Source organism: Alteribacillus sp. HJP-4 (genome assembly GCF_042139015.1).
GTDB lineage: Bacteria > Bacillota > Bacilli > Bacillales > Marinococcaceae > JBHIKY01.
The window spans coordinates 17,553-38,565 of record NZ_JBHIKY010000011.1 but is presented as its reverse complement, the minus strand read 5'-3'; the positions used below and the strand labels follow the sequence as shown (position 1 = coordinate 38,565).

Genomic DNA, 21,013 nt, shown 5'->3' with positions numbered 1-21,013 from the left:
TTATGGCAAATAATCATCCTGCAGCATCTAATAATACGAGTAACCTTGTAGATGTATTAGAAACGGTCTTAGATAAAGGTGTCGTCATTGCCGGTGATATTAAAGTCAATCTTGCCGATGTAGAGCTTTTGACAATAAAGATCCGTCTGCTTGTTGCGTCCGTCGATAAAGCAAGAGAAATCGGCATCGACTGGTGGGAGCACGATCCTCACTATTCTTCGAACGCTCAAAAAATCGAGGAAGAAAACAGAGAGCTTCAGGAAAGAGTTAAGCAATTGGAACAGGCGCAGCAGGACATTAAAGAAAAGAAAGAAGTGTCTGCAGAAAAGGGTTAGGGGGTAAGCATGAATAAAAAGTTTTTTCAAGGACATTGATCAGCTGCTCCGTGATGTCAGTGAAGGAAGAGATTCTACAGTGCGCCGCTCTGAAGAAAAATACGCAGGAAAAGACAGCAAAAAGCCGCTGTGGAAATTGGAATACAATTTTCAGGCCAAAGCGGGAATTCCTTCAGATTCTGATCGACTGGGAAATAAACGGGACCCGCTCCCGCGAAGAGACACTGATAAATAACCGAATTTGTGTTAAAAAATAAGCCTCAATTCAATTTGTCTAAAATTGACCAGTGGTTAATAAAAGGAGCAGTTCATGTCGCCGCGCAGGCCTATAGCTGAAGAATTAAGGAAAGATAAAATTATTTATGCGGCCCGTGTTCAATTTTTAAATAAGGATTTCAGGCAGGTATCCATGCGCAGTATTGGTGCGGATGTAAAATGCAGTCACAGCGCTCTGTACCACCATTTTAAAAATAAAGCTGATTTATTTTACGCAATAGTAGAAAAAGATTTTTCGGACTTAAATCGGCTCATTGAAAAAACGCTCCAGGAGGCTTCTGAGCCTGAGGAGAAATTATCGCTGCTGCTTTTACGATTTATCGAGTTCGGCCTTAACAATCAAAGGCAGTATGAGATTATGTTTTTAACTAGAAATTCAGAGGCCGGCAGACTTTCTCAGCGGGCTGCAAGCAACAGTTATCAGCATTTCACGGAGATTGTCAGAACGTTAACTGATGACGTAAAGCCCGATGAGATCCTGTCTGTTTTCCTATCTGTGCATGGTTTTGTTACCCATTACTGCGGAAATGTGCAGAGTTTTCAGGAGGCTGAGAAGGCCGCAGAAAAGCATGTTGAATTTGTATTAAAGTGCGTCAAAATAAATAGATCGTAAGCTTTGGTTCGTAGAGAATCAAAGTTTACTTTATTTTAAGGGTTATAATTGTAAATTTTAAGGAATAGACGAGAAAGAATGTTAATTTTATCGGGAGGAGACATGCTTTATAATTTCTACCATCCTCATCACTTGCGTATTACTTTACATAATCGCAAACCTTTTTTACTTTTTTACGAACAAAACTTACCGCCACAGTTCATTCAGTCCTGCCCTGTTTTATAAGCTTTTCTTTGTGCTGCTGAGCGTGACCTTTGGTTTTGCAATTCTTTACTACATGCTTTCTCTCAATGAAACTGTACTGATGATCAACGATCCTACCGGGGAGGCGGCCAATCATGATTTTTGGAACTGCCTGTATTTCAGCGGAGTAACGATTCTTTCGGTAGGGTACGGAGACCTTGTCCCCGTGGGAAGCGCTCGCTTTTTTTCCTTAATCCAGGCTGCCATCGGACTGCTTTTGCCAGCGGCGTATTTCATGAAAGCCATCAGTGATTCTTCGCATAATGGAGAAAACGAATAGTTGGGCTCCTCCTGTAAAAGCTAAGCTGTAAAGGAGGGATTATCTTGTCAAAAAACCGTAAAGGACCGAAGCAGCAGGAAGAGCCGAAGCTGCCACAGAGTCCGAATCAGCCCTATGGGGAAGAGTTGAAGGGGTCACATAAGGATAAAAATGCCAACCACACGCACCAAAAAAAACATGCTTCCCACGATATGTAAATACTGCTCTTTGAAAAACAGCCTCTGCTGTGGTTACTGCCACTGCAGGGGTTTTCAAGATTAAATTTAACAATTTCTTAAAATTGAAAATACATAGCTGTAGTATTGATGGTGATTCTTATATAAATCAATTTCACGAGAGAGATAACGTATCCCGCCCGCTTCCGAGCATTATATCGATTGTCACGGGACGATTTCCCGCGCAAGTGCGTTTCCCCACGTGAGGATTGCATATCCACCTTACCAAAGCGGATATCGCGCTAAACGTAGAGCGTAGCCACCAGAGCATAGCAGTTTTTAAAATGCGCACTCTAATTTTTTATTGATTGAACATTCCAGCCTGAAAAAATTGGCAGGGAAAATTTAGAGGTTTTTCAGGAAAAACAGCGAATTGTGAAGAATAGCCGTAAGCAAGGGAGAGGATCTGTCATGATTGATGCGCATATACATGTGGAGCAGTATGATAATCTCGAAACACATATCCCCCGCTGGCAGGAGGCAGGGTTAGCTAAAGTGGTCGCCGTGTCAAATGATCTTGAATCCTCCTATCGAACATTGGAAATAAAGGAACGATATCCAGATTTCATCCTGGCAGGAGTAGGTTTTCATCCTGAGTATCCGTTGCCGGGAACCCCCGATTTTCAGGAATGGCTCGGACTGGTAAAGGCAGAACGCGAAAGAATTTCCTGCATAGGGGAAGTGGGTCTTCCGCATTATGAGCTTGAACGTTTACTAGATCCATTGGAAGCATATGAAGATTTTTTAAGGCAGTGCCTTCAGATTGCGAAGGACCAGGAGCTGCCGGTAGCTCTTCATGCCGTCCATGACAAAGCGGAATTGGTCTTTCAGATGCTTCAGAATGAGGCTCCCGGCGTGAAGGCCCACTTTCACTGGCTGAAAGCTCCGTCGGTGGTGGTCGAAAAAATTGTAGAAGCGCGCTACTATATATCAGTGACACCGGAGGTCTGTTACCGGAAGCGGGACCAGCTTCTCTCCGCGATGATACCTCTCGAGCAGCTGTTAATCGAAACGGACGGTCCCTGGCCATTTGAAGGACCATTTGCAGGTACGCCAACCAGTCCGCTTTTGCTTCATGATGTTATTCATTACTTAGCCGAAGAAAACGACTTCATACCGGCCGAGCTGACAAAGCAGATTCATACCAATGCTCTCCGCCTTTTTGAAAAATAATTAATAAATTAAAAGATATTTTATCTAACTTATGCTTCCATTAAGGTGGAGAAGTTCAAGAAAACAGTCTGCCAATCATAGATAAAAGCATAATGAATGCCACAATCATTAATACAACAATTAACCACTTTTCCTGTTTATTGCCCATTTATTGCTCCTTTATCAAATCTGTCTTTGCCTTAAAGATTCATCCCTATAGAAATTTTAACATTAGAGCAGGGGGAGCGGATAAGTGAAAACTTACTATCTTGAGCCATGTGCAGCATATGGCAGTAAAGTTTGCTCCGCCAGCTCCTTGAAAAACGGGAATTTTAATTGAATAACGGATCTCCCGTCCGCATCCAGTCAAATCCGATAAATCCACTAATTCCCTTTGAAAAATCCAGCAGCTGAAGTACTGTCCAACGAAATTGTACAATTATTTAAATCCCGTCAGTTATGGTTATTTCATAGGCATGGCATTCTCTAAGCAGTACGGCTGCTGTTCAAAATGAAGGTTGACATGCCTTGCGCAAGCAGCTATTATTTACATTAAGGTTAAACGTTTACTCTTTTTTTATTAATGTTGTAAACGCTTGCTTTTGTAAAGGAGATAGCAAAGTGAACCCGACCATTAAAGATGTAGCCAAATATGCGAACGTTTCAATCGCCACAGTTTCAAGAATATTAAACAATACTTCAGTAGGCTATTCAGATAAAACAAAGAAAAAGGTACTGCAGGCTATCGATGAGCTTTCTTATAAGCCTAATGCTGTCGCGCGCGGATTAATAAATAACAAGACACAGACTATCGGTGTGCTGTTCCCCAGTGTTTCTGGAATGGTAACCTCTGAGCTGCTGTACGGAATTGAAGGCGTAGCTCATCAACACGGGCACAGCATTATAGTCTGTAATACGTCGTCAAGTGGTAAAAAAACAGTAGATTACCTGCGGCTCTTAAATGAAAAACGAGTCGACGGTCTTGTGTTTGCGAGTGAAGTACTTAAAAATGAGCATTATCAGTTGATTGAAGAGATGCGAATCCCAGCGGTTCTTGTAAGTACTAAATCCCCCAGGCACCCGCTGCCTTATGTAAAAGTGGATGACAGGGATGCGGCGTATACTGCTGTTTCTTATTTAATTGATAACGGTCACCGCAGCATCGGAATGATGAGCGGAAGTCCAAAGGACCCAATTGCCGGAAGGCCGCGGATTGAAGGCTATAAAGCAGCTCTTCAGGAAAACGACATCACGGTAGAGAAAAGCTATATCGTAGATGCAGAAGGGTTTTCCTACGAAAATGGCAGAACAGCATTTGAAAAACTGTTAAAGCAGGCATCCGGCATCACGGCGGTATTTGCCGCAAGTGATGAGATGGCCGTGGGAGCCATTGCCTCCGCCTATAAAATCGGAGTAAATATTCCAAAGGACATCTCAATAATAGGATATGATAATATTAAAATTTCTGAAATGGCGGTGCCGCCATTAACAACACTTGCACAGCCTCTCCGTGAAATGGGGGAAAAGTCAGCAGAGCTGTTGTTCGAAGCGTTGAAAACGGGCAAGAATGGAAGCAGCATTATTATGCCCCACCACGTTGTAGAAAGAGAATCGGTGCAAAAGCTGAACTAGATTGTGCTATTCTTTTTTGAACATTTAAGTAAACGTTTACTCTATTTCTTAGTTGGAAGGATGCTTGGAAACATGAAAAAACTAGAATAGTGGAAAGCCAAGTTATTTATCAGATTTATCAAGGAGCTTTCGTGACATTCTTTGATGATGCTTTTGTAAAGAAATTAAAAAAATAAAAGGAAAACAAGGGAGGAGAAGCAGGCCATGCTGAGAAAAAGCCTGCCTGCTCTCATCTCCGTACTTGCAGCTGTATTGTTAACTGCCTGCGGAGAAGAGAGCGGCAATGATGGGAAGGTCGAACTGGAGTTATTCAACAATAAATCTGAAAATATTGACACTTATCGGGGGCTGATTCAAAAGTTCGAAGAGGAAAACCCGGACATTACGATTGATCTTGTGTCGCCGCCGGAAGCAGAAACAGTGCTGCGGACAAGGCTGTTAAAAAATGATATGCCTGACCTGTCAGCGATGGGAGGAAGCGCCTTGTACGGAGAGCTTGCGGAGGCCGGTGTTTTAATGGATTACACCGACAGTGAGCTGATTGATGACATTCAGCCGCGCTACCTTGACATGCTCGATCAGCTGGCGGGAGAAGACGTTCATAATATTCACGGCGTTCCGTTTGCAACGAACGCCAACACTGTCATCTACAACAAAGAAAAGCTTGATGAACTTGGAGAAGAGGTGCCGAAAACCTGGGATGAATTTATCGGCGTTCTCGAAGCGGCGAAGGAAGCTGGTGAGGTACCGATCTATTTTACTCTGCAGGAAGCGTGGACCTCGATGATTGCCTGGAATGCGCTGGCTGGAAACACGGTCCCGGAGGACTTTGCAGAACAAAAAGCGAACGGAGAAGCCAGCTTTCAGGAGAATTATAAAGAAGCTTCCGAAAAAATGCTGACGCTCGTGGAGTATGGTCAAAACGATGCTTTTGGTATGGGCTACAGTGATGGCAACAACGATTTCGCAAATGGCGAAGGACTCTTTTATCTGCAGGGGAACTGGGTAATTCCAGAGCTGAAAGCCGTAAATAAAGATATTGAACTCGGCGTATTTGCAATGCCGGTTAACAACGATGCAGATGAAAATATGCTGGTTTCAGGGGTGGATGTTTTACTGACGGCCTTCGAGGATACGGAGCACCCGGAGGAGGCTGAGCGTTTCATCGAATTTATGATCGAAGATGAAAATATGGAAACTTATCTGGACGAACAGGCCGCTTTTTCTGCGAAAGAAGGGATCTATGAGGATGATCCCACGATGGAGGGCATCCGGGAAAATTTTGAAGAAGGCAAAATCACCAGCTTCCCTGATCATTATTATCCACCTGGCCTGGGGGCAGAAAATTTAATTCAGGAATTCCTGTATCGAGGCAATACCGATGCTTTCCTGAAAAATATGGACAGCGAATGGGACAAGGTTGAAATGAGATAAAGAAGAAGGGCTGCCCGTGCGAACGGGTCTGCCGTTCTATTAACGAGAAGGAGTGATGACGATGGCTGGAAGAAATAGAGCCTTCTTTTTCATGGCGCTGCCGGCATTGATATTGTTTTTTGTTTTCCATACCTACCCGATGCTGCAGGGGATTTTTTACAGCTTTACGAACTGGAAAGGCTATGGGGAATGGGATTTCGTAGGAATTCGCAACTACATAAACGTATTCCAGGATTTTAGGGCGTTAAATGCTTATGGATTTACGTTTCAATTTGCAATCGTGTCTACGATACTCGTAAATATTTTCAGCTTAATTATTGCGATTGGGCTGAATGCGAAAATTAAATTCCGAAAAACTTTACGGGCGCTTTATTTTGTGCCGAATATTTTAAGCATTCTTATTGTTGGTTTTATATTCAATTTTATTTTTACTCATTTTCTGCCGGGAATAGCATCGTCTATCGGCCTGACCGCCCTGTCGGCAAATATTCTCGGAAATCCGGATCTTGCTTGGGTCGGTATCGTCATAATGGCAGTATGGCAGGCAACAGCCTTTAACACGATCCTATATTTGGCCGGACTGCAGACGATTCCTTCCGACATTTATGAAGCATCAGAAATCGATGGAGCTGGGAAATGGAAGCAGTTCTGGAAAATGACATTTCCGCTGATTGCTCCATTTTTCACGATTAATATGGTGCTCGCCATGAAAAATTTTCTAATGGTATTTGATCATATTATTGCCCTTACCGGCGGCGGACCAGGACAGGCGACAGAATCAATATCGCTGTTAATTTACCGGGGAGGCTTTGAAGGTGGACAATTTGCCTACCAATCGGCAAATGCGGTGGTATATTTCGTTATTATCGTCGTCATATCCATATTCCAGATCCGTATTCTTCAAAAGCGGGAGGTGCAGCTGTAATGAATCGAAACCGTACAAACTGGCTCATTACCTCTTTACTCATCCTGGGTTCCATAGTTATACTGCTTCCGTTGTATTTGACGATCAATATTGCGTTTAAATCACCGCAGGAAATGGACCGGCCGCTGCTGGCACCACCGCGGGACTGGCGCTTTGAGAATTTCACCGATGCAATCGAGATGACGAACTTTTTCCAGGCATTTTCAAACAGCTTTATTGTCGCGTTTTTCGTCGTAATATTAACGCTGATGACCAATTCGCTGGTTGCTTATGCCATAGCGCGCAACATGCATAAACGTTTTTACAAATTATTATTTTATTACTTTGTCAGTGCCATGTTTGTCCCTTTTCCAATTATCATGCTTCCGATTGTGCGTCAGACTGCGATCTGGAACATGGATAATCTGCTCGGCTTAATTTTTTTGTATGTCGTCTACGGGCTTGCCTTTAATGTATTTATTTATGTAGGCTACATTAAATCCATTCCGAAGGAATTGGAGGAAGCGGCCATTGTGGATGGAGCGAGTACCTGGGGTGTTTTCTGGAAGGTTATTTTTCCGCTGCTGGCCCCGATGAATGCAACGGTAGGGATCCTTACCTGCCTGTGGGCCTGGAATGATTTCATGCTGCCGCTCGTAATTTTGACAGATCAGGATCAGGCGACACTCCCACTTGTGCAGTACATCTTCCAGTCCGAATTCAGCACCAATTATAATCTCGCGTTTGCATCGTACCTGCTGGCACTAATACCGATGATTATCGTGTATATATTTGCCCAGAAATGGATTATCAGCGGAGTGACAAAAGGGTCCATTAAATAATTAATTATTCTTTGGTATGATTAAAAGAAAAAGGCGTGGTTATGTTGCCAAAGAGCCCGAAGCTTCCGTTAACCGATCAAGAACGCAGGGCCCTGAGAAAAGAAAAAATCACACTGGCTGAGGTGAATGCCTGCAGCGAAGCAGAGCTTTCCGTTATTCTTGGCTGTTCAGTGGATCGTGCCGGCGTTCTGCGGGCCCTCGCTGAATTTCAACAGGTGCCGTCAGTCGGAATCAAAGCAGCTGAACAGGTTGTATATGTACTTGGTTTGAGGACGATGAAAGAAATAGCAGAAAAAAGCGGAGAAGAATGGCTGGATGAATTAGAGCAAAAGCTTGGCGTATGGACCGACCCTTGTGTCGAGGATACACTGCGCTGTATTGTTTATCATGCAAAGGAACCGGGAAGCACAAAACAGTGGTATGATTTTACGGAAGAGCGAAAATCATACCGCAGTTCTTATGGCTACCCTGTAGACCGGCCGGCTAAAGCATGGTACGAATAATATGATTAATGCTTCTATTGGTTTGATAATTAAAATGAAAGTGTTAATATTAGAATTAATGATTGTGTTAATTTGAGGAGGAACAACGATGGAAATTAGAGCCGAATCAACACCAAACCCAAATGCAGTGAAGTTTACAGCAGATCAGGTGATTTTTGAAAAAAGTACATCTTTAAAACAGGGCGATGATACGGATCACCCGATCGCGCAGGCCTTACTGAAGATTGATGGCGTGGACAACATTTTTGGAGTGAATGATTTTGTGACGGTCAATAAAACGATGGATGCCGAGTGGGACGAGCTTCTGCCAAAGGTGCAGCAGGCGTTCGATGAAGCGGAATAGTAATAGTAATGATAAGGCATGACTGAAAAGTATTAATCGCTTCCGGTTATCAAAATGATAGCCGGAAGCTTTTCGTTTGATTTGTTGGGAAAATCAAGAAACAAGGGTGGAGCCGGCGCTATTTGTCTAAACGGCGGGGAAAATGATTCAATTTTCGGCTGATAGCGGAACCAGTGTCCACGTAATATGCTGTTGCTGCTCGGCAGGAAGGTCGCTGCCTGTAGAAAAGCAGGAGCTGAAGATCCACTTGAAGGTAACTTTCCGGCGGTTAGCAGAAGCCTTGCCTTAAGCTTCTATCTCATCGCGATTGATGGTTCTCCAGGCGCAGAGCAGCTTTCTGCCATTCCTCATCACTCACTTCGTAGTAACTGATGCCATTCACTATAGCATTTGAGCCCGGTATCTCAAAGGTCCGTATATTATCAGCGGTATGCCGGTAATCTGCGGCGAGCGAATGCAGGTCAGTCATGGTTACGTTCGTTTTTACATTCTCTCCTAAAATGGATAAGAGTGACTGCCCATTCAACAGCGTGTCAATGGAACGGGCATCCTGGAGAAGAGCAGAGAGGACCTGCTGCTGGCGTTCATTTCTGCCAAGGTCTCCTCTTGGATCGTTCTTACGCATGCGCACATAATGCAGCGCCCGCTCGCCATCGAGAGTAATTGGCCCTTTTTCATAATGATGCGTTTCACTGTTTTCCACGTTGTTCTGCGAAAAAGCAAACGGGCTATCCACTTCCACATTCCCCAGGACATCCACGATCTCTACAAAACCATTCATATTTGATTCAATAACATAATCAAATTTCACATTAAGCCTGGTCTCCACCGTTTCTTTCAGCAGGTTGATGCCTCCGTAACTGTAAGAGTGATTTATTTTGTCAAAACCGTTTCTGTCCGGAAGAGAGACCTGTGTGTCCCGCGGAATATTAAACATGAGAATCGAGTCATCCTCGGGATTTACAGAAACAACCATTATAACATCTGAAAGACTGGCTTCACCGGGCCTGTCGCCGATCCCTGCAATTAAAAAAATGGCCGTGCCTGATAGATTGGAGGAATTCCGCGGGCTTGTCCCCAGTTCCTCATCGAATGCATCATTCATTTGCCGGACGTTATCTCTGGCAAGTTCATACATATAATAAGCATAGCCGCCCCCCACGATGAGAAAGGTAAAAAAGATTGTCATAAATATAAGAAGGGCAGCCTTCCACATAACCGGCACGGTTCCTTTCTATTTCATGTTTTTCTGTACAGCTGTAACTTTGCGAAGGATGAAAATAAATAGAATTCCTGCTGCGATGTAAATAATTTCTGAGACAATAAAGGATTGAACCTCGCTGCGCAGCATGGCGATGGTTTGTTCTCCAGCGGCGAGGCTTGCAGGGTTGGATACGAGATAGGAACTCCAAAAAAGCAGCCACCACGCATACAGAAGCCATATCTTTGAGGAATCCTTCGCGGCAATAGAGTTTTTTTCCTTCCAGCGCTTCCAGCAGCTTTTATACAGATGAAGCAGAGATAGAAGCGGAAGAACAAAGTTTACAATCGGAATAAAATAAAAAGCAACCGACCAGCCTGGCGCATAAATAGTACCATCTAATTCGAGCGCCCGTCCATTTTCATGGATACGGTAGATCCACATCATAAACACTGCAATTGCTGTGAGAAATACTAATGTTTTTGGCAGGTGGATGAAAAGCGCGATATCACCAATGACAGCGTTGTCTTCCGTGTTTATATCTGTAATAACTGCCTCGTCCGGATATTTTTCATAAACAGTATTTTCAACAAAGCTTCCGGCAATGGATGCGGCAGAAAAAAGCAGACAGACCAGCACAAGAATGATTACGATATTGGCAAGCTTGTCCGGGGATTTATATGTATAGTTCTTTTCCAATAAAATACCTCCTTACTAAAATCACTTTAGGGAAAAAAAGAAAATTTGGCAAGCTGTTCATCCAATAAATATTTATATACAATAGTAAGTAAGGCAGCTGGGCATAAAGGAGAGACAGTAATGAAAGTAAAAATGGCAGATTTGCCGGGAATCGGCAAAAAAATGTCGTTTATGACGGCAGAAGGCAGCATGATAGTACTGGTGACGCATCATACTGGTAAGCGGGAATTGTACTTTTTCAAAGATCCAGAAGAGGATGAAGCTGATTTTTCTATGGAACTCACGTCGGAAGAAACACGCGAGCTGGGAGCACAATTGCTGGGAGCCGTTTTTCAGCCGGTGGACGCCGAAAAAATGAAGCTGTTAAAAAGTAAAATTGTTATGGAATGGTTCTGCCTTACGGAGAATTCTCCATTTGCCGGAAAAACAATTGGCGAAGCTGATGTACGGCAGCGGACGGGTGTTTCAATAGTAGGAATCTTCCGAGAGGAGGACGTAATCGCCAGTCCCGATGTGGATGAAGTGCTGAACCCGGGAGATACTGTTATGGTTGTCGGGAAAAGCAAGCAGATAACCGATTTTGAACAGCTTGCAAATGGAGAGGGTGATTAATGACGTGGATGTGCATATGCCGGAATTATTAGCGGCAGGTCTTGTATTATTGATCATGTTTTGTCTGGCTTATGCTGGTATGAAAACAAAAATTCCGGATGTTATCCTCTTTATACTTGTTGGCATTGCATTAAGCGGATTTCTAGGAGAGTCCGAGATCCTTTATTTTGCCGGAGAAATCGGAATTGTATTGCTGTTTTTTATGCTCGGCATGGAATTTCCGATGAAACAGCTGGCCGGGATCGCAAAAAAAGTGACCCCGGCCGGCATGCTTGATTTATTTTTAAATTTCGTATTATCGGTCATGATCTGTCTTCTTTTTGGATTGGATCCTTTTATGGCTCTTCTTATTGGAGGAGTTCTGTACGCGACTAGCTCGTCCATTACAATGAAAATGCTTGAATCCACAAAGCGTACGGCAAATCCAGAATCAGAATTCTTACTCGGTGTGCTGATCTTTGAGGATTTAGCTGCCCCGGTTATCGTTGCAGTACTTGTCGGAATGTCTGCCGGGAACGGCCTTGGCTGGATGGATGTATCTCTGTTAATCGGACAAGTCTTCGGAATGATTGTGATAGCGATAGCATTGGGACGCTTTGTATTTTCGAAACTTTCCAACTTTTTTGAGCGGACAGCCGGATCCGAAATATTACATCTTCTGATGATCGGAATTGCATTTACTTACAGCGGGGCTGCATTGCTGCTTGGTCTTTCAGAGGTATTAGGAGCTTTTCTTGCCGGGATTATGATTGCCGAAGCTCGGAAAAGTGAGCAGCTCGAGCCTCTTGTTCTGCCGATCCGAGAGCTGTCGCTGCCCTTATTTTTTTTCTGGTTCGGAACGCAGATAGAATTTGATGGGGGGATTACTTCCCCGGCATTGCTCGGGATACTTGTTGTGTGGGGTGTGCTTGGAAAAATGATAGTCGGAATGGTTGGTGGTAAAATGTACGGACTCACGAGAAGAGTTTCCTTTCGGGCCGGTCTTTCTTTTACCCAGCGCGGCGAATTTTCGATTATAATTGCAAGCATTGGAGCCGTCGAAGTGATGGCATTCAGCAGTATGTTTATTTTACTTTCCTCGAGTATCGGAATCGCTCTTTTTATTTATGCTCCGAAACTGACAACGGCGATCTTTGGAAAAAAACAGAAGCTCCAGAAAGTGAAAGTGCCGGGAAGTTGAATAACCTAAATATCGAAGGATGCATTGACAATTACAGGCGTGGACGTTATATTCATGCATGGAGTTTCCAAGAAACCCGCTTCATAAATTGGAAGAGTATGCTGAAAAATTTTTATATAACTGAAAAAATTCATAAGTCCATTTCATAACAAAAATGCGAATATTAACAGGGTTCTCAATAACATTTGATTTCTGCTTCCAGCCTTGATCGATGAGCGAAAAAACTGGTCCGTTGGCTGAAGGTGGACAGGAGATCCGCTGTTTACTGGAATGGTGGGAAATTCGGCTTACTTTCTGGCCAATAACGGAACCATTGTCCGACAAAGTCGTAAATCCAGGCTCAGGCAAACGCTTTCCGTGTGCTTGGCTTCCGCCTCTTTGGCAGCAGGCTGCCGTTCGTGGTCTTCTCCTCAAGCATTTCCAGGCCGCTGAAAAGTACATCAACCTGGATGCTTCGCCTTTCGCTGCAATCGAAATGTTCGTGTTTACAATCAGAAAATTAATGATGAAATTGATTCAAGTTCTAAAATAATACCTCGTTAGGTGAGGCTCCTGAACGGAGAAATGCTGCTGCCCAAAAATGTCCAAAGACGCCAATGGGTCAACAGAGATCATCGAGATAAGGTGATTTTTAATGCAGCTGGACTTTGTCCTATGCCGTTTAGTGCTAAAGCTCTACGAATGGGGACCCGTGCCTGTTTTTATAAAGCAAGTTTATTGCACGCGCCTTCCATTCTAAGGGAAGGCGTGTTTTTGCAGGCTCTGCTTTAGGGAATAACGAGTAATGAGGTTAAGAATATAACACGGGAGCACATGTCTTTGCATATAGTGTTCGGATACAGAAAAGGAGGATCGGCGCTATGGTTAAATTAAATGATCAGACCAGGGAAGATTACATGAATCAAATAATACACGCAGCAGTTCAGGATGATATAGACCAATTCCGCGAGTTGTTTTTAGAGCTTCATCCGGCCGATCAGACTGATGTATTCTTAAGTCTTGGAGAAGAGGACCGCCGCAGGGTATATGCATTTTTAAGTCCGGAGGAATTTGCAGAAATTTTTGAAGGACTGGATGTTGAGGAACAAAAAGAAATAGCCGTTGAGCTGAATAAGCAGTATGCCGCTGAAGTATTTAATAATATGTATGCGGATGATGTCGCTGATTTTCTCGGCGAGCTTGAGAACGAAAATGTGACAGACATTCTACATGCGATGGATGATGAGGATGCCCGTGATGTCCGAGAGCTCCTGACATATGAAGAAGAAACTGCCGGGGCGATAATGACAAAGGAATTTGTGTCGATTAAAGCCGCCAATACCGTCAGTGAAGTAATTGAACTTCTCCGCGAAGAGGGGCCGGATGCGGAAACGATTTATTATTTATATGTAACCGATGTTCATGGAAAGCTGGTCGGTGTTACTTCGATTCGGGATCTTATCACTTCCACATCCGAAAAAACGATCGAAAGCATTATGAGCAACAGGGTTGTGGCCGTTAATATTCATACAGACCAGGAAGAAGTAGCCCAGCTTATTCAAAAATACGACTTCCTTGCTGCTCCTGTCGTGACAGATGACAATATGCTGGTCGGGATCGTCACTGTCGATGACGCGCTCGATGTATTAGAAGAAGAGGCAACGGAGGACTTCGGAGAATTGACCGCTTCGAGAGGGTCGACCGATATCTCTGTAAATTCTTTTAAGGCTGCAAAAATAAGAGCGCCGTGGATCGTGCTGCTGATGTTTTTAGGGCTTGGCACCGCAGAAGTTATCGGCCGATTTGAAGCTACACTGGAATCAGTAGTGCTGCTTGCTGCATTTATTCCGTTAATCATGGGATCCGCCGGGAATACCGGAACCCAGTCTCTTGCTGTATCAGTTCGAGCGCTGGCAACAGGAAATTTAGAAAAACGTGGATTATGGAAAACGATTACCCGCGAATTTTTTACAGGCTTTTTTATAGGAATAATGTCGGGGATTGTAATTGCTGTTCTGCTTGCAGTCATATATCAAAATATCATGCTCGGCCTGATCGTCGGAATGTCCATTCTCCTTTCACTTGGAACAGCCAGTGTTATCGGAACAATTATTCCATTGGCAATCGATAAAATGAAAATGGATCCCGCCATCGCCTCCGGTCCATTTATTACGACTTTGTGCGATATAATCAGTCTGCTTATTTATTTTACTGTGGCAACGTCGTTTATTCCATATGTGCAATAAAAAACTTCCCTATTGGAACTACTTCTGCAAATAATTAGTGGATTTTTGTAGAAGCAGTATCCATATGGGGAGTTTTTTCATCACTTTAATTGGTTTTATCGCACGAAAAAAAAGTTGTCAAATTAGAGTGTAAAATCGCAAAAATACATTTACACTAATTTACTCGTCTCGTACAATGGAAGTAACGGAAGGGGGATGGGGAAATGGAAGAAAGATTTGAATCATCAAATGAATTCTATGCAGGTGGCATACAGATGGACGCTTGGAAGCAGGCAGTGCAGCGGACGGTTAATGCCATCGTTTCCGAGAGCTTACAATATCCGCTTGATGAACGTTTCCCTCAGCTTCTGACATATATTTTAAAAAAGAAGTGGAATGATCTATCCCCGCTCTGGTTTAAAAACGACACAGACTACTATTTCCGTCTTGTCCTGTTATCTGGTGAATTGCTTCCATTCCTGGAGAAAGAGCAGGGTGCCTTAAATGGCTGGCTGCAGTTCAGGGAATTTCCGAGTGCCTGGAGTTCCCAGCATTTAACATTGCCGATTGTGCAGACAGAGAAGCAATGGTCCGTGTACCTTTTTGAAAAAAATGAAGAAGTAATTTCCCGCGTGGCAAAAGGACTGGCGGCAACAGCCATTTATTCCTCCTGCGATTCACCGGAGCTTTTGCACGTGTGTTCTGTAGAAAATGGAAAAAGAATGACTTTTCGCTTTACCGACAAACAAAAAAGAATGTATGATCTATAAATGAAGAGAACGTCTGGTGCCAGTGGCATCAGACTTTTTTGATCGGTCAAGAAGATTTCTTTTTTTTTGATGTATAATCGATATGCGAAAGGAGAAACAGAATTATGAAAATAATGACCTTTAATCTTCGTGTTCATATAAAGGAAGACGGTGCTGACGCCTGGCCGAATCGGGTTTTATCTGCAGCGAAACTCATACAGGAATCTGGTGCTGCGGTAATCGGGGTGCAGGAGGCGAGACGCAGTATGCTCGAAGATCTTCAGAAGGAACTGCCCCACTATTCATGGATTGGAAGGAGCCGAAGTGAGGAGAGCCTGGATGAGCACTGTGCTGTATTTTATAATGACAATGCTCTGCAGCTCGAGACCCAAGATACATTCTGGCTTTCGGACACTCCGGAGGTGCCTGCGAGTGTGTCCTGGGATGCGAGCTTTCCAAGAATATGTACATGGGCTAAATTTAAACACTTAAAAAACCAACAATCCTCATTTTATGTGTTTAATACTCATCTTGATCATGTTGGTGAAACCGCTAGAATCAACGGCGTCCGCCTTATTCAGAACTTTATCGGCTCGCAGAACTATTCCCCTTTTATCGTCCTTGGCGATTTTAATGCAAAACCGGCCAGCCCGGCTATCCAACAGCTGGATAAGACGGAACCGACTTTTTTAAATACGTTTGGCTCTCAGCAAAATATCGGGAAGACGTTTCATGATTTTAAAGGAGGAGACGGCGGGGAACCGATTGATTACATATTTGTCTCGAACGATATTTCCTATCTCCCTGCAGAAATTCTCCGGAACAAAATAGACGGTCGTTTTCCATCAGACCATTACCCGGTCATTACTTCTGTTCAACTTCCAATCTCATAAAGAAGAGCAATATCGTATAAATAAGGGAACATTTCAGCTAATAACAAGATAGCGGCAGCGGGAAAAATCCTCTATTCTAACAGGGAGAAAGAGATTTCTGAGGAATGGAGGCCGTTAAATGAAGAAAGTTCGTATTGGTGTGATTGGCATTGGCAACATGGGAACCGCTCATGCATTAAGTCTTTATCATCAGGAGATTCCAGGGGCAGAGATTGCCGCCGTAGCAGATGTGAGAGAGGAGCGGCTCGCCTGGGCTGAAAATAATTTGAACGGTGTACAGCTTTTTAATAATGAGGATGATTTTTTTCAATCAGATGGCATTGACGCTATTATAATTGCGGTGCCGCATGGGGCGCATCCCCGCCTCGCAGCGAAGGCATTTGAACGTGGGCTGCATGTATTATGCGAAAAACCTGCCGGCATACATACAAAGCAGGTCAAGGAAATGAATCAAAAGGCAATTGAAAGTAACTGTGTATTTTCGATGATGTTTAATCAGCGCACCTCTCCTTTGTATCAAAAAGTAAGAGACCTTGTGCGGAGCGGAGAGCTCGGCGAAGTAAAGCGTATTAATTGGATTATCACGAATTGGTACCGTTCTCAGAGCTACTATGATTCAGGCGGCTGGCGCGCGACCTGGGAAGGAGAAGGCGGGGGAGTGCTGATTAATCAATCGCCGCATCAGCTTGATTTATGGCAGTGGATCACAGGCATGATGCCATCCCGCATCAGAGCATTTTGTTATTTTGGAAAAAATCGCGACATTGAAGTAGAAGACGAGGTAACCGCTTTTGCAGAATATGAAAATGGAGCAACCGGTGTGTTTATAACATCGACGGGGGAGGCGCCGGGGACGAACCGGTTAGAAATAACGGGGGAGCGAGGTAAAATCGTCGTCGAGGACAGCAGGCTGACGTTCTGGCGTCTCCGTGTACCGGAGCCTGAGTTTAATAAGCAATTCACCGGTGGGTTCGGTGAACCAGAATGTTGGAAATGTGAGGTTCCGGTGACTGGTAAAGAAACTGGCCACCACGGAATTCTTAAAAATTTCAGCAGCGCTGTTCTCCACGGAGAGCCCTTACTGGCTCCGGGAGAAGAAGGACTGAATTCACTGACGCTGTCGAATGCAATGCAGTTATCAGCATGGACAGATAACTGGGTGGAGCTGCCATTCGACGGGGATCTCTATCTCCATCATCTGCAGGAGAATATCAATAAATCCACGGTGAATAAGAAGGATATCAACCTTACTTTGAACGTGGATAACACACATTAAGACAGAAAGGAGCAGAGAATATGGATCGAAACGATGGAATGAATTATGCGCCGAAGGGCAAGCCCAATAAAGTAGTAGCTGACGGAGAATTTATCTTTGCTGCGATTTCCCTGGACCATGGACATATTTACGGAATGTGCAGCGGGCTGCTTGAGGCAGGTGCAGCTTTAAAATGGGTGTACGACCCTGATCCGGATAAGGTGAAGGCATTTTTGAAGGCGTTTCCAACGGTTCAGGCCGCCTCTTCCGAGGAGCAGATTTTAAACGATAAGGAGGTACAGCTGATCGCAGGAGCTGCCATTCCGTCAAAGCGCTGCGAGCTCGGGTTAAAAGCGATGGACCACGGAAAGGATTATTTTACAGATAAAGCGCCGTTTACAACACTTGAACAATTACAAGCTGCGAAAATGAAAACAGAAGAAACAGGTTTAAAATACATGGTTTATTACAGTGAAAGGCTGCACGTGGAGAGTGCGGTTTTTGCAGAGCAGCTGATAAACGACGGAGCCATCGGTAAAGTAGTACAGGTTACCGGCTTTGGCCCGCATAGGCTTAATGCCCCGGCGCGCCCGGACTGGTTTTTTCAAAAGGAGTATTACGGCGGTATTTTATGTGATATCGGCAGCCATCAAATTGAGCAGTTTCTTACATTTGCTTCATGTAAGGATGCTGACGTTCTTCACAGTAAGGTCGCAAATTATGATAATAAGGAGTATCCAGAGCTTGAGGATTATGGAGATGCCACCCTTGTTGCAGATAACGGCGCTTCCAATTATTTCAGGGTTGATTGGTTTACACCGGACGGGCTGGATACTTGGGGGGACGGGCGTACTTTTATTTTAGGAACAAAAGGGTACATTGAGCTGCGCAAATATATAGATATTATGAGAGATTCGAAGCCGGATCACTTGTATTTAGTTAATGAGAAGGGAAGCGAGCATTTTTCCCTGCAGGGCGAAGTAGGATTTCCGTTTTTTGGCGAATTCATTCTTGATTGTTTACACCGTACCGAAAATGCGATGACACAGGAACACGCTTTTAAAGCGGCGGAGCTTTGCCTGCAGGCGCAGGAGGCCGCCGTCCGTATAGAAGCATAACAAATTATTGTTGACAAGAACTGCCTGCCCTGCTGGATTTACGGAAAGCTTTTGAGATTGAAAGCCGCTCAGCAGAGGAGGTGGTTCCACGTCAATGAATAACCTGTCACGGTAGCTGCAGATAAATTTTCGAAAATTTTTGAATAATTATTGACATCCGTCAAATGACGTTTATATAATTAATTTAATTGATTAATCAATTATCTAAAATAAAGATGAGGTGCGGCAATGAAAAAGATTGGAATCGTTGGAACCGGTAAAAGAATCGGGGTAGCAAATGATCACCTTCTCGGAATTCAAGCTGTTCCGGAGTGGAGGCTTGAGGCTGTCTACGATTTGAAAAGGGAAAACGCTGAAGATTTTGTGGGTAAGCATCAATTGTCAGAGCGTGTTCTTTGCAAGGATTTAAATGAACTGCTGGACAGGGTGGACGCAGTTTCTGTCTGCACCGATAATCATACCCATGCTGAGATTGTGAGAAGAGCGTTCGAGAAAAAAGTTCATGTATTATGCGAAAAACCGTTGTCCACAACTTATCAGGAAGCAGTGCAGCTTGCGAAAGAAGCAGAAGAGATGGAGGTGGTGCATTATATGGGGATGCAATACCGCTATCATCCATATGCCCAGGCGATTAAAGAATTAATTGATTCGGATGTTCTGGGTGAAATCGTCTTTTACAGACATCGAATCGGCGGAGCGAGGATCGGAAATTCAAGTCTTGAACTAGAGTGGAGAATGAAAAAGGAAACCTCCGGTGCCGGAGCCATAGCTGATTTTGGGGTGCATCAATTTGATTTACTTTCCTTTTTCTTAAGAGACACCGCAGGACCCCTCCGGAAAGTACAGACGGAGTTGGGCACATTTATCAAAAATAGGCCGCAATCCGACAGCATCTCCCCCGGGGAAGTTACCAATGACGATGTGAGTGCGATCATCGGAAAACTGGAAAATGGAGCGATTGTAAACTTGAATAATTCCCGGATTCTGCCGCCGGATGGCCACGGGTTGGAGATAGTAGGCAGGAGGGCAGCGATATGGATGGATCAGAACGAAAATGTCTTTTTGCGCAGACAGAATGACCAGGGCCGATGGGAGAATGAACGGACCCCTGTATCGATAGAGAAAAGACATCAGTTTTCTGGACTGGCGAGAGGGCGTCAGTATCAGGAATTCTACGATATTATTGATAAAAGTATTCCTTATGAGCTCGATTTTCATTATGGAGCGGAAATGCTCGGTCTCGTAGAAAAAGCGATCGAAGCACAGAATCATCAACAAAAATAAAATGGCACTCCTACTCTATTCTCAGATAAAAACAGCTTGTTTTATTGATTAATTAAATAAATTAACATAATGGAGGAGAAACTTATGAATTTAGTGAACATATTTGACCCGGAAAAAGGTAAACAGGTCATCGGGCCGCCAGGAACTGGGGAAGGCTACTGGGCAGGTGCACCGACTATTCTGTTTGATGAAAAAGAAGCAGCATTTTATTTGTATTACAGGCTCCGCCAGCCGAGAGGGCACGGAGAAGATGAAAGAGGCTTTGAAGTGCGGATTGCAAAAAGCAGCGATGGGAAGCACTTCGAGGATGTATGGTCTCTTCATAAAAAAGAACTGCATTCAAGTTCAATCGAACGATCTTCTTTATTAAAAGTTCATGATCATTTATACCGCCTTTATATCAGTTACGTTGATCCAGCAGACAGCCGTTGGCGCATTGACATGATAGAAGCAGAAAAACCGGACTCTTTTCATGCTGCTGAGAGAAAAAAAGTGTTAACAGCCAACGATGTACCTAACGCAGAGGGGGTAAAGGATCCGTATCTACTGAAGGTGAACGGCGGTTATATTATGTATTTTGTGTATGCAAAAGCGTTCCATGGAAGCTCGAAAGAAGAAATGCATCAAACGGGGGATGTTCATAATACTGGGAAAGCTGTTGCCATGACCGGGTTAGCTGTTAGTGAAGACGGCATTCATTTTATGTGGGAGAATACGGTACTGCCGGTCGGCGTGAATAACTGGGATCAATATCAATCACGATTGACTACAATTCTAGAGAACGACGGAATGTATACAGCCATCTGGGACGGGAGCGCCGGTGTTGAACAAAATTATGAAGAAAAAGCAGCACTTGCGGTCACGTTTGATTTAAAAACTTTTGCAAAGGTAAGCACGGACGGCCCTGCTCTTGAAACTGCCGGCGGCCGCGCTGTCCGATACATTGATGCGATAGTACATAAGGGCAGGATCTGGTATTACTATGAATACACACGTGAAGACGGCTCCCATGAATTGCGGCTTTGCAAAGTAGATTGTTAAGGAAT

Annotated in this window: 23 protein-coding genes and 1 riboswitch; of the genes, 21 read left to right on the top strand and 2 right to left on the bottom strand. The window is 43.9% G+C overall.

Going from position 1 to position 21,013, the window contains the following annotated elements; genetic code table 11:
- Nucleotides 1–2 precede the first annotated feature (2 nt).
- The 11 genes from ACE4RR_RS11970 (at nucleotide 3) to ACE4RR_RS11920 (ending at nucleotide 8,772) form a co-directional block, all read left to right on the top strand.
- Nucleotides 3–335, top strand: coding sequence for a gas vesicle protein (locus tag ACE4RR_RS11970; protein ID WP_375535653.1), 333 nt, complete (start codon nucleotides 3–5; stop codon nucleotides 333–335).
- A 310-nt stretch (nucleotides 336–645) separates the two neighbouring features.
- The gene (locus tag ACE4RR_RS11965; RefSeq protein WP_375535652.1) at nucleotides 646–1,224 is read left to right on the top strand and encodes a TetR/AcrR family transcriptional regulator; all 579 of its coding nucleotides are present in this window, start codon (nucleotides 646–648) and stop codon (nucleotides 1,222–1,224) included.
- A gap of 235 nt (nucleotides 1,225–1,459) precedes the next feature.
- Nucleotides 1,460–1,747: a potassium channel family protein gene (locus tag ACE4RR_RS11960; RefSeq protein ID WP_375535651.1), complete on the top strand. Its 288-nt coding sequence runs from the start codon at nucleotides 1,460–1,462 to the stop codon at nucleotides 1,745–1,747.
- Between the two features lie 44 nt (nucleotides 1,748–1,791).
- A complete protein-coding gene (locus tag ACE4RR_RS11955) occupies nucleotides 1,792–1,944 on the top strand; it encodes a small acid-soluble spore protein P (protein WP_375535650.1) in 153 nt (50 codons plus the stop codon).
- A gap of 429 nt (nucleotides 1,945–2,373) precedes the next feature.
- Nucleotides 2,374–3,135 carry a TatD family hydrolase gene (locus ACE4RR_RS11950; RefSeq protein WP_375535649.1) on the top strand — a complete coding sequence of 254 codons (762 nt, stop codon included), beginning with the start codon at nucleotides 2,374–2,376 and terminating at the stop codon, nucleotides 3,133–3,135.
- A gap of 600 nt (nucleotides 3,136–3,735) precedes the next feature.
- Nucleotides 3,736–4,746 carry a LacI family DNA-binding transcriptional regulator gene (locus ACE4RR_RS11945; RefSeq protein ID WP_375535648.1) on the top strand — a complete coding sequence of 337 codons (1,011 nt, stop codon included), beginning with the start codon at nucleotides 3,736–3,738 and terminating at the stop codon, nucleotides 4,744–4,746.
- A gap of 204 nt (nucleotides 4,747–4,950) precedes the next feature.
- The gene (locus ACE4RR_RS11940; protein ID WP_375535647.1) at nucleotides 4,951–6,180 is read left to right on the top strand and encodes an ABC transporter substrate-binding protein; all 1,230 of its coding nucleotides are present in this window, start codon (nucleotides 4,951–4,953) and stop codon (nucleotides 6,178–6,180) included.
- A 61-nt stretch (nucleotides 6,181–6,241) separates the two neighbouring features.
- A complete protein-coding gene (locus ACE4RR_RS11935; protein WP_375535646.1) occupies nucleotides 6,242–7,105 on the top strand; it encodes a carbohydrate ABC transporter permease in 864 nt (287 codons plus the stop codon).
- On the top strand, nucleotides 7,105–7,926 hold the full coding sequence (locus tag ACE4RR_RS11930; protein ID WP_375535645.1) for a carbohydrate ABC transporter permease: 822 nt from the start codon (nucleotides 7,105–7,107) through the stop codon (nucleotides 7,924–7,926). The genes ACE4RR_RS11935 and ACE4RR_RS11930 overlap by 1 nt, the downstream gene beginning before the upstream one ends.
- Nucleotides 7,927–7,967: 41 nt before the next feature.
- Nucleotides 7,968–8,429, top strand: coding sequence for a helix-hairpin-helix domain-containing protein (locus tag ACE4RR_RS11925; RefSeq protein WP_375535644.1), 462 nt, complete (start codon nucleotides 7,968–7,970; stop codon nucleotides 8,427–8,429).
- A gap of 88 nt (nucleotides 8,430–8,517) precedes the next feature.
- Nucleotides 8,518–8,772, top strand: coding sequence for a NifU N-terminal domain-containing protein (locus ACE4RR_RS11920; protein WP_375535643.1), 255 nt, complete (start codon nucleotides 8,518–8,520; stop codon nucleotides 8,770–8,772).
- 298 nt (nucleotides 8,773–9,070) lie between these two features.
- Here the strand turns inward: ACE4RR_RS11920 and ACE4RR_RS11915 are convergent, their stop codons facing one another.
- Together ACE4RR_RS11915 and ACE4RR_RS11910 are read right to left on the bottom strand one after the other, a co-directional pair.
- Complete coding sequence (locus ACE4RR_RS11915) at nucleotides 9,071–9,988, bottom strand: LCP family protein (protein ID WP_375535642.1); 918 nt, start codon at nucleotides 9,986–9,988, stop codon at nucleotides 9,071–9,073.
- An 18-nt stretch (nucleotides 9,989–10,006) separates the two neighbouring features.
- Nucleotides 10,007–10,672, bottom strand: a complete 666-nt coding sequence (locus ACE4RR_RS11910; protein WP_375535641.1) for a DUF4328 domain-containing protein — start codon at nucleotides 10,670–10,672, stop codon at nucleotides 10,007–10,009.
- 120 nt (nucleotides 10,673–10,792) lie between these two features.
- Here ACE4RR_RS11910 and ACE4RR_RS11905 point away from each other — a divergent pair, with 120 nt between their 5' ends.
- From ACE4RR_RS11905 to ACE4RR_RS11860, 10 genes are all read left to right on the top strand, one after another.
- Complete coding sequence (locus ACE4RR_RS11905) at nucleotides 10,793–11,284, top strand: cation:proton antiporter regulatory subunit (RefSeq protein WP_375535640.1); 492 nt, start codon at nucleotides 10,793–10,795, stop codon at nucleotides 11,282–11,284.
- Nucleotides 11,253–12,464 (top strand): cation:proton antiporter, encoded by a 1,212-nt coding sequence (locus ACE4RR_RS11900; protein ID WP_375535639.1) that lies wholly within the window; start codon nucleotides 11,253–11,255, stop codon nucleotides 12,462–12,464. The genes ACE4RR_RS11905 and ACE4RR_RS11900 overlap by 32 nt, the downstream gene beginning before the upstream one ends.
- A gap of 211 nt (nucleotides 12,465–12,675) precedes the next feature.
- Entirely contained in the window at nucleotides 12,676–12,996 is a 321-nt protein-coding gene (locus tag ACE4RR_RS11895) for a hypothetical protein (protein WP_375535638.1), read from the top strand.
- Nucleotides 12,993–13,157, top strand: a riboswitch (M-box (ykoK) riboswitch). (Overlaps the previous gene by 4 nt.)
- 167 nt (nucleotides 13,158–13,324) lie before the next feature.
- Nucleotides 13,325–14,689, top strand: a complete 1,365-nt coding sequence (gene mgtE, locus ACE4RR_RS11890) for a magnesium transporter (RefSeq protein ID WP_375535637.1) — start codon at nucleotides 13,325–13,327, stop codon at nucleotides 14,687–14,689.
- Nucleotides 14,690–14,892: 203 nt separating this feature from the next.
- Entirely contained in the window at nucleotides 14,893–15,438 is a 546-nt protein-coding gene (locus ACE4RR_RS11885; RefSeq protein WP_375535636.1) for a hypothetical protein, read from the top strand.
- Between the two features lie 104 nt (nucleotides 15,439–15,542).
- Nucleotides 15,543–16,310, top strand: coding sequence for an endonuclease/exonuclease/phosphatase family protein (locus tag ACE4RR_RS11880; RefSeq protein ID WP_375535635.1), 768 nt, complete (start codon nucleotides 15,543–15,545; stop codon nucleotides 16,308–16,310).
- A 118-nt stretch (nucleotides 16,311–16,428) separates the two neighbouring features.
- Nucleotides 16,429–17,586, top strand: a complete 1,158-nt coding sequence (locus ACE4RR_RS11875; RefSeq protein ID WP_375535634.1) for a Gfo/Idh/MocA family protein — start codon at nucleotides 16,429–16,431, stop codon at nucleotides 17,584–17,586.
- Nucleotides 17,587–17,606: 20 nt separating this feature from the next.
- Nucleotides 17,607–18,683, top strand: a complete 1,077-nt coding sequence (locus ACE4RR_RS11870; RefSeq protein ID WP_375535633.1) for a Gfo/Idh/MocA family protein — start codon at nucleotides 17,607–17,609, stop codon at nucleotides 18,681–18,683.
- Between the two features lie 228 nt (nucleotides 18,684–18,911).
- Nucleotides 18,912–19,967: a Gfo/Idh/MocA family protein gene (locus ACE4RR_RS11865; protein ID WP_375535632.1), complete on the top strand. Its 1,056-nt coding sequence runs from the start codon at nucleotides 18,912–18,914 to the stop codon at nucleotides 19,965–19,967.
- 84 nt (nucleotides 19,968–20,051) lie between these two features.
- Nucleotides 20,052–21,008 carry a glycoside hydrolase family protein gene (locus ACE4RR_RS11860; protein ID WP_375535631.1) on the top strand — a complete coding sequence of 319 codons (957 nt, stop codon included), beginning with the start codon at nucleotides 20,052–20,054 and terminating at the stop codon, nucleotides 21,006–21,008.
- The last annotated feature ends 5 nt before the right edge of the window (nucleotides 21,009–21,013 follow it).